This window comes from Streptomyces sp. NBC_01190, from assembly GCF_045039895.1.
Lineage (GTDB): Bacteria > Actinomycetota > Actinomycetes > Streptomycetales > Streptomycetaceae > Actinacidiphila.
This window is the reverse complement of the sequence record NZ_CP108580.1, coordinates 306,748-319,657: the sequence shown is the minus strand read 5'-3', so window position 1 is coordinate 319,657 and position 12,910 is coordinate 306,748. Positions and strand designations below refer to the sequence as shown.

7 protein-coding genes are annotated in these 12,910 nt (G+C 68.2%); 4 read left to right on the top strand and 3 right to left on the bottom strand.

From position 1 onward, the window contains the following. The first annotated feature begins 173 nt into the window (after window positions 1-173). The 3 genes from OG519_RS01400 to OG519_RS01390 all read left to right on the top strand — a co-directional run bounded on the left by OG519_RS01400 (window position 174) and on the right by OG519_RS01390 (window position 6,715). A complete protein-coding gene (locus OG519_RS01400; protein WP_405577591.1) occupies window positions 174-2,156 on the top strand; it encodes an alpha-L-fucosidase in 1,983 nt (660 codons plus the stop codon). A gap of 495 nt (window positions 2,157-2,651) precedes the next feature. Continuing rightward, a complete protein-coding gene (locus OG519_RS01395; RefSeq protein WP_405577589.1) occupies window positions 2,652-4,133 on the top strand; it encodes an arabinofuranosidase catalytic domain-containing protein in 1,482 nt (493 codons plus the stop codon). Between the two features lie 173 nt (window positions 4,134-4,306). Next, entirely contained in the window at window positions 4,307-6,715 is a 2,409-nt protein-coding gene (locus tag OG519_RS01390; RefSeq protein ID WP_405577587.1) for a ricin-type beta-trefoil lectin domain protein, read from the top strand. Between the two features lie 83 nt (window positions 6,716-6,798). Here the strand turns inward: OG519_RS01390 and OG519_RS01385 are convergent, their stop codons facing one another. From OG519_RS01385 to OG519_RS01375, 3 genes are all read right to left on the bottom strand, one after another. After that, the gene (locus OG519_RS01385) at window positions 6,799-7,959 is read right to left on the bottom strand and encodes a GH12 family glycosyl hydrolase domain-containing protein (RefSeq protein WP_405577585.1); all 1,161 of its coding nucleotides are present in this window, start codon (window positions 7,957-7,959) and stop codon (window positions 6,799-6,801) included. A 204-nt stretch (window positions 7,960-8,163) separates the two neighbouring features. Further along, the gene (locus OG519_RS01380; protein WP_405577583.1) at window positions 8,164-9,960 is read right to left on the bottom strand and encodes an RICIN domain-containing protein; all 1,797 of its coding nucleotides are present in this window, start codon (window positions 9,958-9,960) and stop codon (window positions 8,164-8,166) included. 334 nt (window positions 9,961-10,294) lie between these two features. Further along, a complete protein-coding gene (locus OG519_RS01375) occupies window positions 10,295-11,362 on the bottom strand; it encodes a LacI family DNA-binding transcriptional regulator (RefSeq protein WP_405577581.1) in 1,068 nt (355 codons plus the stop codon). Between the two features lie 279 nt (window positions 11,363-11,641). Here OG519_RS01375 and OG519_RS01370 point away from each other — a divergent pair, with 279 nt between their 5' ends. Beyond that, entirely contained in the window at window positions 11,642-12,892 is a 1,251-nt protein-coding gene (locus OG519_RS01370) for an extracellular solute-binding protein (protein WP_405577579.1), read from the top strand. Window positions 12,893-12,910: the final 18 nt, after the last annotated feature.

Sequence of the window (12,910 nt, the reverse complement as noted above, 5' to 3'; positions counted from 1 at the left end):
GCTGACCGGCGCGGAGCAGCCGCACCGTCCCCCCTCAACCACGGCACGGCGCCGACCGGATGTGCGCGAGCCATCCGGTCGGCGCCCGCCGGGAACGTTCCCCACCGGCGCCCCGGATCCCGGCGCCCGTGCACCCACCCGGAGCGTACCTCCGACAAACGAGAGGCCCCCACATGTCCTCGTCACCCTTCCAGATCAGCCGACGCCGGCTGCTCGCGGCCGCCGGCGCGACCACAGCCGCGGGTCTGCTGCGATTCGCCCCCGAAGCGGCCGCCACCGACGGGCCGGGCAGCTACACCGCCAGTTGGACCTCCGTCGACCAGCACCCCCCGGCCCCGGCCTGGTTCCAGGACGCGAAGTTCGGCATCTACTACCACTGGGGCGTCTTCAGCGTCCCCGCCTTCGGCAACGAGTGGTATCCCCGCAATATGTACATCGGCGGATCGGCGGAGAACCAGCACCACATCAACACCTACGGCGACCCCTCCGTGTGGCCGTACAACAACTTCATCGACGGCGCCCGCGACAAGGCGGGCAACCTCGTGCAGTTCGCCCCCAAGCTGGTCTCCCAGGGCGGCAAGTGGGACCCGAACGCCTGGGCGCAACTGTTCAAGGCGGCGGGGGCGAAGTTCGCCGGACCGGTCGCCGAGCACCACGACGGCTTCTCGATGTGGAACAGCCAGGCCAACCCCTGGAATTCGGTCAAGCACGGGCCCAAGCTCGACCTCGTGGGGCTGCACGCCCAGGCCATCCGCGGCCAGGGGCTGAAGTTCATGGCGTCGCTGCACCACGCGTACCACTTCAACGGCTACTACGACCATGTGCCGAGTCAGTCGGACGCGACGCTGCGGATCCTGTTCGGCCAGCAGGGCTCGACCGCGGAGAACCAGCTTTGGTACAACAAGCTGGTCGAAGTCATCAACGGCTACCAGCCGGACCTGATCTGGCAGGACTTCGACCTCGGCCTGGTGCAGGAATCCGCCCGGCTCCAGTTCCTCGCGTACTACTACAACCAGGCCGTCGCGTCGAACAAGGACGTCGTGGCCACCTACAAGGACGGCCTGGACGCCAAGGGCGAGGTCTACGACTTCGAGCGGGGCGGTCCTTCGGGCCTCCTCACGCCTTACTGGCTGACCGACGACAGCATCTCCTCCTCCAGTTGGTGCTACACGGCGGGCATCGGCTACTACACGACCCAGGCCCTGCTCCACTCGCTGATCGACCGGGTCAGCAAGGGCGGCAGCATGCTGCTGAACATCGCCCCGATGGCCGACGGCACCATTCCCTCGGGACAGCAGACCATCCTGCTCGCCATGGGCGACTGGCTCGGCCGCTTCGGAGAGGCGGTGTACGGCACCCGAAGCTGGACGGCCTACGGCGAAGGCCCGACCGCGATGGGCGGCGGCACGTTCAGCGGACCGCTGGCGGGTACGTCGAAGGACATCCGGTTCACCCGCAGCCAGGACAACAAGGTGCTCTACGCCACCGCCCTCGGCTGGCAGGGCGGCACCATGACCATCGCGACGCTGAACTCCAACCGGATCAACCTGAGCGGCCTGACCGGAGCGCAGCTGCTGAACAACGCCGCCGGGACGTATGTCAGCCTGCCGGCGCCGACCCAGGACAGCTCGGGCCTGCATTTCGCCATGCCGTCGTCCAACGCGCCGTTCAGCGCGCTCGCGTACACGGTCAAGCTCACGTTCTCCGGGCAGATCCCCGTGCTGAACGCACCGGGCGGCTCCACCACCTGGATGAAGATCGCCAACGCCACCACCGGTCTGGTGCTCGACGGCGGCGGCAGTGTGGCCTCCGGCTCCAACCTCAAGCAGTGGAACTACGACGGGAGCACCAACCTGCAGTGGCAGCTCGTCGACCTCGGCAACGGCTACTACCGCATCATGAACAACACCAATGGGATGGCCGCCGACAGCTGGGGCAACACCGCCAACGGCGCCCCCGCCCGGGAGTCGGCGTGGAACGGCGGCAACAACCAGCAGTGGTCGCTGAAAAGCGTCGGCAGCAACCGCTACCAGATCATCAACCGCGGTACCGGCACCGCTCTCGACGGGAGCGGCAGCACGACAGCCGGCTCGACGGCGGTTCTGTGGGCGCCGAACTCCAGCACCAACAACCAATGGACCATCACGGGAGTCTGATCCAGCTATATGTGTCACACCCCTTGAGGTTCCCTCCGGGAATGTGTCAGTCTCATATCACCGCACCTCAACCAGGCGCACAGCCGTACGGCAGGTGCGCCTGCTTCCCCCCACGCCCGAATGTGAGCGCTCACAAACTGCGGAGCGGACGCATTCTTCCCCCTCAGGAGTATCCGATGGCTTAAAAGACGGAGCTGTCCAGGTGAGACAGCGCGTCCGCGCTGCCCCCGCTCCGATGTGCCCTGGGGTGATCAGCCCTCAATAAGACTGATCCATCTCGGAAAAAGAGGTGACGCAGATGTGGCACATCTGCGCGCCACCACTCTGGCCGGACTCCCCCCGCTCTCTGTCACCGGTGGGCGCGTCCCTCAGCGTGCCACAACCGCGTCCGCCGTCCGCACCGCCGGACGCCGCGGCCGGCCCCCCTCGGAAGGAAGACTTGTGTCTGTCTTTGTGTCGTCCCGATCCCCAGGTCTGCGCCGTGTGAGACCGATCATGATTTTCCTGCTGGCCGTCGCGATGGCCGCGGTGGTGTTCGGCGGCCGGGCTGTCGCGAGCGGGCCGGACAGCGCCCGGCCGGCGGCGCACCCGGCCGCGGCCCAGGCCGCGGCGGCCTCGTCCCTGCCGTGCGACCTCTACGCGGCGGGCGGGACGCCCTGTATCGGCGCGCATTCCACCACCCGCGCGCTGTTCGCGGCCTACAGCGGGCCGCTGTACCAGGTCCAGCGCTCCTCGGACCACAGCTACCGTGACATCGGCCTGCTGACCACCGGCGGCTACGCCGACGGGGCTTCGCAGATCTCGTTCTGCGCCAACACCTCGTGCACGATCACCAAGATCTACGACCAGACCTCCCGCCACAACGACCTGCCCATCTCCTCGGGCGGTTACTGGAAGGGCCCCGGGCCCAACGGCGCTGACGTCGGGGCGGACGCGATGGCGCTGCCCGTGACCGCGGGCGGCCACCAGGTCTTCGGTGTCAAGGTGACGCCGGGTGTGGGGTACCGCGTCGACCACGCCTCCGGGGCGCCCACCGGCTCGCAGCCCGAGGGCATCTACATGGTGACGTCGTCCAACTATGTCAACCAGTGGTGCTGCTTCGACTACGGCAGCGGTGAGAACTCCCACACGGACACGGGCAACGCCACCATGAACGCCATCTACTGGGGCACCGCCTGCTGGTTCGGCGGCTGCACGGGCACCGGTCCCTGGGTCGAGGCGGACCTGGAGAACGGCATGTACCACACCGGCAGCGGCTCGAACAAGGACTCCAACAACCAGGGTGTCCATTACCCGTTCGTCACCGCCTTGGAGAAGAACAACGGCACCAGCAACTTCACCTTGAAATACGGCAATGCCGCGAGCGGCGGGCTCACCACGACCTACTCCGGGGCTTTGCCGAAGGGCTACTCACCGATGAAGACCGACAGCTCCCTGCTGCTCGGCACCGGCGGCGACAACAGCGTGTCCGGCCAGGGTGAGTTCTTCGAGGGTGCCATCACCGCCGGCTTCCCCTCCGACGCCACCGAGAACGCGGTACAGGCCGCGGTCACGGCCAGCGGCTACGGCACGAGCGGTTCGGGCAGCGGCAGCACGACGCCGCTGCGCAACACCAACGCCAACCGGTGCCTGGACGTCCCCAACTCCACCCAGACCAACGGGACCCAGGTGGCGCTGTGGGACTGCAACAGCGGCACCAACCAGCAGTGGAACACCACGTCCGCCAAGGAACTGCGCGTCTACGGGAGCAAGTGCCTGGACGACGAGGCGAACGGCACGGCGAACGGCACCCGGGCGATCATCTGGGACTGCAACGGCCAGAACAACCAGAAATGGAACGTCAACTCCGACGGGACCATCACCAGCGTCCAGTCCGGCCTGTGCCTGGACGCCAGTGCCTACGGCACCGCCAACGGAACGCTCGTGCAGCTGTGGACCTGCACCGGCGCCACCAACCAGAAATGGACCCGCAGCTGACGGGCCGTCAGTGCTACGCCGGGTAAGAAGGCGCGCAGATCTCCGCCCCTCAAGCGCGTAGCGGGCCATGACGATGCGGGCGGCGCCCCGAAAGCCGGGGCGCCGCCCGCAATCGTTCGCAACCCGACGATCCGCACCGCGATCATCCGCACCGCAGAAAGAGAGAGCCGACCGTGATATTTCCTTTTCGCGCGCGTAAGAGTCACCGCCGACCACCGAGAGCGGCCCTGGTCGCGGTCCTCGCCGCCGGCGCCGTCGTCGCCGCACCGGCCGTCACGGCACACGCGGCCACCATGACCACCCTCTACGTCTCTCCGACGGGCAGCGGCACCTCCTGTTCCGCCGCCGCTCCCTGCTCCGTGACCCAGGCGAAGTCCTCCGTCGAGGCCATCGACGGGAACATGAGCGGCGACATCGTCGTGCAACTGGCCGGCGGTACCTACCGCATGACCGCCCCGCTCGTGCTCGGCGCCAGGGACTCCGGAAGCAACGGCTACCACGTCATCTGGCAGGCGGCTGCCGGCCAGAGCCCGGTGCTCTCCGGCGGGCAGCAGGTGACGGGGTGGAGCCTCAAGGACTCCTCGAACAACATCTACGCGGCGTCGGTCCCGACCGGAGCCGACTCGCGGCAGCTCTACGTGGACGGCGCGCTGGCACCGCGGGCGTCGATCTCCATCGCCCGCAGCGACGTGAGGATCACCGCCGGCGGGATGACCATCCTCAACTCGGCGCTGAACTACCTCGCCTCGCTGCCGGGGCAGAACCGGATCGAGCTGGAGAGCCAGAACTCCTTCACCGACCGCTACGCGCCCGTACAGAGCATCAGCGGTACCACGATCACCATGCAGCAGCCGGCCTGGAACATGAACAACTGGGGCTACGACACCCTCGCCAGCCCCTTCGCCGGCGGCAGCCTGCGGCTGGAGAACTCCTACAGCTTCCTCAAGAGCACCGGCCAGTGGTTCCTCGACCCCCAGGCGGGACAGCTCTACTACAAGGCGCCCGCCGGCTGGTCGCCCACGTCCCACGACATCGAGCTGCCCCGTCTGACGTCCCTGCTGCAGGTCGGCGGCACCTACGCCAGCCCCGCCCACGACATCACGGTCCAGGGAATCGCCTTCCAGCACACCACCTGGCTCCAGCCCAGCAGCTCCAGCGGCTACGCCGACCAGCAGAGCGGCGCGTTCCTCGGCCACGCCTTCACGCAGCCGTCGGATTTCCTGACCTCCTGCCAGTCGGGATGCGCGCTGTTCGAAGCGGCTCGCAACGGCTGGAGCCAGGTGCCGGCGGCAGTGCAGGTCTCCGCGGCCCGCGGTATCACCTTCACCGGCGACAGCTTCACCCACCTCGGTCAGGTGGGCCTCGGTATCGGCAACGACGCTGACGCCCACGCCTCCGGGGTGGGCCTCGGCGCGTCGAGCATCACCGTCACCGGCAGCACCTTCTCCGACGACTCCGGCTCGGGCATCGTGGTGGGCGGTGTGCAGCCGGACGCGCACCACCCGTCCAACACGGCGATGACCAACCAGGACATCACCATCCAGAACAACCGGATCACCGGTGTCGCCGAGGACTACCGGGACATGGCCGGGATCCTGTCGACCTATGTCACCCATGCCGTCATCACCCACAACGAGGTCTCGAACCTCGCCTACGACGGCATCGACGTCGGCTGGGGCTGGGGCGCCAACGACTCCGGCGGCAGCCAGGACTACCGCAACCGCGGGCTGTACAACTACCAGCCGGTCTACAGCACCCCGACCACCCTCAAGAACACCGTGGTCAGCTACAACCTCGTCCACGGCACCAAGAAGGTCTTCCACGACGGCGGCAGCATCTACAACCTGTCGGCCAACCCGGGCACGAGCATCGACCACAACTACATCTACGACAACCAGCACACGGTCGGCCTCTACCTCGATGAGGGCTCCCGCTATCTGAACCTCAGCAACAACGTCGTCCAGGACGCCGGCGTGTGGGCCTTCACCAACGCCAACGGGAACAACAACACCAACGACAGCACGTTCTCGACGAACTGGTACAACGGCGGCTCCACCAACGTCGCGACGGGTTCCCCGCACAACAACGTGCTGAGCGGCAATGTCCAGGTCAGCGGCACCAGTTGGCCGTCCGGCGCGCAGCAGGTGATCGCCCAGGCCGGACCGACGAGCGGCGGGACCGGCACCACCGGCGGCGCACTGCACGCGGTCGGCGCGGGCAAGTGCCTGGACGTACCGAACTCCTCCACCACCCCGGGCGTCCAGACCGACATCTGGGACTGCAACGGGGGCGCCAACCAGGCCTTCACCCGGACGTCCTCCGGCCAGCTGACGGTCTACAGCGGCGGCAGCCAGCTGTGCCTGGACGCGAGTGGGCAGGGCACCGCCAACGGCACCAAGGTGGACATCTGGACCTGCAACGGCCAGAGCAACCAGCAGTGGACGTTCAACTCCAACGGCAGCGTGAGCGGGGTCCAGTCCGGACTGTGCCTCGACGTGACCGGAGCCGCCACGAGCAACGGCGCCCTGGTCGAGCTGTGGACCTGCAACGGCGCGAGCAACCAGCATTGGACGCTGGGATGACCCGCACCTGAACGCCGGCGGGGGCGGGGCCCGGACCGGGCCCCGCCCCCGCTGGTATGCGCTGTCGACCGGCCGCGACGGGATCAGGAGCAGGATGCGCCGTTGAGGGTGAAGCCGGTGGGCTGGCTGTAGGTGCCGGAATAGGTGCCCTGGAAGCCGAAGGACTGGCTGCCGCCGGCGGGTATCTGGGCGTTGAAGGAAAGGTTGGTCGCCGTCACCGATCCGGAGGAGGGGCTGATGGTGGCGTTCCAGGCGCTCGTGATGGTCTGGCCGGAGTGGAGGGTGAAGCCGGCCTTCCAGTTGTTGAGCGCGGTGGACCCGGTGTTGGTCACGGTGACGTTGGCGGTGTAGCCGCCGCTCCAGGTCTGCGGGGCGAAGGCGACCTTGCACGAGGCGGAGCCGGTGCCGCCGCTGCCTCCGGTGCCGCCGCCGCTGGTCGAGCCGCCGGAGGTGCTCCCGCCGAGGTTGACCGAGGACGAGAACGACGTGACCGCCAGCCCGACCCCGTTCTGCCAGGGCTCGAAGCCGGCCTGGACGCTGGTGAGATACCAGGAGTTCTGGGCCAGACCACGGCTGATCGCCTCGTTGGCGAACGCCTTGACGTCGAAGCTCCAGCTGGCGATGGCCGAGGGCGCGACGAACGAGATCACGTCATTGGAGCCGTTGTTGCCGGTCCACACGTCCCAGGAACGCCCGGCCACGCTCGCGGTGCCGACGCGCGAGCCCACCGGCTGGACGGGGTTGGTGTGGTTGTACCAGACCATGATCTCCGTCTTGTTGACCCCGTCCTTCCGGGGCGTCGGGTCGAGCCAGATGTCGTAGGAGGCGTCGTAGACGGCGTTTCCGACGTAGCTGAACGAGACGCTGGTCGGCGCGCTGCCGATCGCGCTGAGCTGCGCGGGCAGGCTGGTGCCGGGGGAGCAGTTGGTGTAGTGGCAGCCGTTGAAGACGGACGGGTACGACTTGGGGGCGCCGCCGGTGGCGGTGCCGTCCGCCTGGGTGATCTGGAAGCCGCTGTTGGTGACGTTGATGCACTGGGTCGCGGTGGTACCCCAGCGGTTGTTCTGGACCACGTACCGCCCTTGGATGGTGGTCGAGCCGTACTGGTCGCAGATCTGGGTGTCGGCGTGGGCCGCCGGGGCGACGGTCAGGGCGATCAGGGAGCCGACGGCGAGTGCGAGCGCTGTCGCGATCACCGACAAGGCCAGGCGGATCGATCGGGAGGTTTGCCGGAGTGTCTTCATGCTGTCCCTTCGACAGTCACGCAGGTGGGGGGAGAAACACGCTCCGCAGGGGTCTATGGGAGCGCTCCCATAGACCCCTGCTCCGGACCATAGAGGTGCTCGGCGCGAGTGACAAGGGGTGCGGCGGGGCCGGCCCGGTGCCGGCTTCCGCGCAGCGACACCGAGCCGAAACCGGCGCCGCCGGGGCGGCGGGCCGGGCCCTGACTACCCGAGGGTCCAGTGCTGGTTGCTACCGCCGGTGCAGGTCCACAGTTCGACCGGCGTGCCGTTGGCGGTGCCCGCTCCGGTCACGTCCAGGCACAGTCCCGACTGGGCGTTGGTGACCGTGCCGTTGGAATTGACGTTCCACTGCTGATTCGGCTGGCCGTTGCAGGACCAGACGATGACCTTGGTGCCGGTACTGGTGCCCTGGCCGTTCGCGTCGAGGCACATCTGGCTGCTGCCGGAGTAGACGGTGAGCTGGTTCGAGGAGGTGCGGGTGAAGACCTGGTTGGACCCGCCCGAACAGTCCCAGATCTGTGTCTGGGTGCCCGCCGTGGTGGACGAGTTCGGCACGTCGAGGCACTTGCCCGCACCGACGGCGTGCAGCTCGCCGCTGGTGCCTCCGCCGGTCGAACCGGCCGGAGTCACGTACACCGCGAAGGCGTCGTGCGAGGCCTGGAACGTGACCGGCACCGTGAGCGATCCGGCCGAGGTGCTCACGTTCTGGTTGTAGACCACCTGCGGCGCGCTGAGCGGATACTGGTCGGGAATCCGCTTGACGGTCACGTTGACGCTCCCGTTGCCGGCCAGCCAGGGCACCGAAGCCAGGCCGTTGAAGGTCACCGAGGCGGCACCGGTGTAGCCGTTGCTGTCACCGATCACCGCCACCGCCCGCTTGGCCGTGCTGTCCTCCGAGGCGGAGATCGCGGTCGAGCCGGTCAGGCCGGAGGTGTTGACGAGTGTCCCGGTCATGTCGGCGTAGGCGCGCATGGCCCACCAGTTGCCGTTGGGCTGCCAGGTCCCGTTGCTCTGGGTCAGGACTCCGGTCAGGTTGGGGGTCATGCAGCAGGCCCAGTTGCCGCGCATCGCGTTGGTGTATCCGGACTGGGCGAACCGGGCGAGGTACCAGGCGGTGACGCCCGCGGTCTGCCGGTCGGCGGGCTGGTACTCGTTGGCCGACAGCGGACGCGCCGAGATGCCGTTGGCCGACAGCGCGTTGTTGAGGGACTGCGAGACGGTGACCGGGTCGTCCACGTCGCCCTCGTCATGATTGGTGATCATGTCCGGTACGGTTCCCGCTGCCTTGACGTGAGCCAGCCAGGTGTTCCACTCACCCGGGTTGCTCTGCGGGGTGAACGCCAGGGACGGGCCGACGATCTTCGCGTTCGGTGCGACGCGGCGGATCTCCTTGTAAGCGCTGTCCCACATCTGGAAGTACTGGGTGCTGTTCATCCCCCGGGTCCAGAACACTGAGATGTCCGGCTCGTTGTAGATGTCGTAGGCGAACGGCAGGCCCGACGCCTGGAGCGCGCCCACGGTGGTGTCGATGAAGCTCACCCAGTTGGCGCAGTTGCCGTTGTCACAGGGGTACACCTCGTTCGAGGGCTGCCCACCGTTGTTCCCCCACAGGTCGCTCATGAGGACCTGGTACTGGGCGTGGTACGGCGACTGGGTCAGCCGCCTGGCCTGTGCGGTGATCGAGGTGATGTCGGCCTTGGTGGCCGACCCGTACGTGTAGTTGTCCTTGATCCAGCCGCCGGAGAACCAGCCGCCACCGCGGAAGGCGTTGATCCCCAGAGGTTGCAGGTACTGGTCGGCCGGCTGCGTGCCGTCCTGGGTGATCCCGTAGAGGAAGCCTTCCCCTACTCCGGTCGACGGCCCTCGGGTGGAGCTGAGATCCACGGTCAGCGACTTTCCGGCGGCGGCGTGAGCGGCGGCCGGCATCACCAGCAAGGCGGCGAGCCCTGCCATCGCGGCTGCGGCTGCGGCCAGACGGCCCGGTTTTGCTCTCTTCCTCATCGACTTCCTCCTACGGCTGGGCGTCACGGTGTTGTGACGGGACGTGGTGGGATGGTGAGATCCGGGGCTGTGCGTCGCACGCGGTACCCGTGGCCTGCTGCGAGACCGGCTGGACCGAGGGCCGACAGCGGCGGCTCGGTCGGAGGACACCGTCGGTGCCGGACGGCTGCGGAGCGCACCTGACAACGTGTGTCCGGCGCCACTGGCCGTCTACAGGCATCGGGTGACGTGTCGAACCGATTGGTAGGAATCGGTTCGACGGATATTACGGCTGGAGGTCGTCACGGTCAATGAGGTGTGACATGCCAACAGCCCACCGGTGGGCGTGCCGTGGTCAGGCGCGGGTCGCGCCGCCGGGGTCGCCCTGCGGGGGAGCGGCGGCGCCGGTGCGGTGAGCGGGGGCGGCGCCGGTGCTGGAACGCAGGGTGATGGGCGGGGCGAGCAGGATGTGGCGGGGAGGTGTCCGCGGGGCCGCGATGCGTTCGATGAGCAGGGCCACCGCCTTCTCGCCCATCTCCAGGGCGGGCACGTGCGCCGCGGTGAGGGGCGGTCGGAAGTCCTCGGTCCACAGTTGGCCCGCGACGCCGGTGACCGAGAAGTCGCGCGGCACATGGCGTCCCGCGTCGGCCAGCGCCCGCTGGATGCCGGGTAGGGCGGCCTCGTTGACGGTGGTGACGGCGGTGAGGTCCGGATGCTCCCGCAGCAGGCCCTCGATGCTCTGCTGGCCGGAGCGGGCGTCGTCCCCGCAGGCGACTTCGACGCCTGCCAGGCCCCGCTCGCCGATCGCGGCGGTGAATCCCTCCCGGGCCCTGATCGCCGGGCCGTAGCCCGCGGCGACGAGTTCGGGCGAGCGGTTGATCAGTGCCGCCTTCCGGTGGCCGAGATCGGCCAGGTGCAGGACCGTATGGCGGATCAGGCCGGCGTAGTCGACGTCGATCCAGCACATCGCCTGGTCGTCCATCGTGTGCCCGATGCCGACGAAGGGCAGTCCTGCCTTCAGGAGGCGGCCCACGCGGGCGTCCTCCAGGCGGATCTCCATGAGGATGACACCGTCGACCCGGCTCTCCGAGACGAGCCTTTCGAAGGACCGGTCGTGGTCGCCGCCGGACGGGGAGAGCAGCACGTCCAGGTCGGCGCCGGCCGCGGAGTCGACGACGCTGGCGACGAAGTCCAGTTGCATGTGGGTGAGCCTGTTGCCGGCCGGCGGGATGACCAGCCCGATCGTCCGGGTCCGGCCTTCTTTCAGGGCCCGCGCGGTCGCGTTGGGCCGGTAGCCCAGTTCGTCGATGACGTGCTGGATACGTTTACGGGTACCGGCGGCGACGGGGCGTTTGCCGCTGAGCGCGTACGACACCGTGCTGCGCGACACGCCCGCTCGCCGCGCGATCTCTCCGATGTTCATGCAGCTCCTCACCCACCTACGCGATAAGCGATCGTACTATCCACGAATCGATTCGGGACACAGGAGCCTTGCGGTACCCGGTGGTCATGGCGGCGGCAGTGGCCTCGAAAGCCAGCGCGCTGAGAGAGGTTGCCGCAGCAGTCTTGACGGTGGTGCGAGCGGGTTCTACCTTCAGTCGAACCGATTCGCTGACTGAGCGATCCGCGCGTCCGGCAGACGCCAGCGGAGCCGCCGTTCCCAACGGCGGGTGCGGGCAACCAAGCGAGAGGGAAAAGCACCATGAACACTTCCGCCCGGTGGCGGTTCGCTGTCGCACCGCTGGCCGCCGTCGTCATAGCGGCCACGGGCACCGCGTGCGGGTCGTCGTCCTCGCACGGGTCGTCCGGCTCGGCCGCGGCCGGCGGCACCTACACCGTCTGGGACCCGTACCCGCAGTTCGACGGCTCCTCCGACTGGGTGAAGACGCTGGAGAACTGCGGCAGCCAGGCCGGGGTGAAGGTGAAGCGAACGAGCTTCGACACCACGGATCTGACCAACAAGACCCTGCTCGCCGCTCAGCAGGGCGATTCTCCCGACGTCCTGATCGTCGACAACCCCGTCGTCTCCACGCTCGCCGACGCCGGCGTCCTGACCACCACGGACGAGAACAAGATCGACACCTCCCAGGCGGAGCCGAACCTGCTGGCCGCCGGCCAGAGCGGCGGCAAGACCTACGGCACGCCCATCGGGGCGAACACCCTCGCGCTCTACTACAACAAGGACGTCCTGAAAGCCGCGGGCGTGGATCCGGCCTCGGTCAGGGACTGGGCGACGCTCAACGCGGCACTGGCCAAGGTGAAGGCCGCGGGCAAGAAGGGCATCACGTTCTCCGCGATCGGCACCGAAGAGGGCAGCTTCCAGTTCCTGCCCTGGCTCTGGGGGGCGGGGGCGAAGCTGACCGACCTCGCGTCGGACCAGGCCGTTTCCGCCGTCACGCTCTGGAAGGACTGGCTGAAGAAGGGCTACGCGCCCAACTCCGTCATCAACAACACCCAGACCACGAGCTGGCAGGAATTCACCACCGGACAGTACGCGTTCGCCGAGAACGGTACCTGGCAGATGGCCAACGCCAAGAAGACCGGCTTCGGTTACGGCACCATCGCCATCCCCGCGGCCGCCGGCGGCACCGCGCCCGCCCCGACCGGCGGTGAGTTCGTCACCGTGCCCGTACAGAAGGACACCGGCCGCTACACCGCCTCGGACACGATCGTGACCTGCCTGGTCAACGCGAAGAACCTGCTGGCCACCGACACGACCCTGTCCTACGTCGGGCCGAGCAGGCAGGTCCAGGACCAGCAGGCGGCCGCCACCCCCGAGCTCAAGGTGTGGGTGCGGGCGGTACAGGCGGCCAAGGGCCGCACCAGCGACGACCTCGGCACGAAGTACCCCAAGATATCCGAGCAGTTGTGGGGCGCGGTGCAGGCGGCACTGACCGGGTCCAAGTCGCCGAAGGACGCCCTGTCCGCGGCGCAGTCCTCCGTCTCCCAGTAGCGCCCACCCACCGAAGGA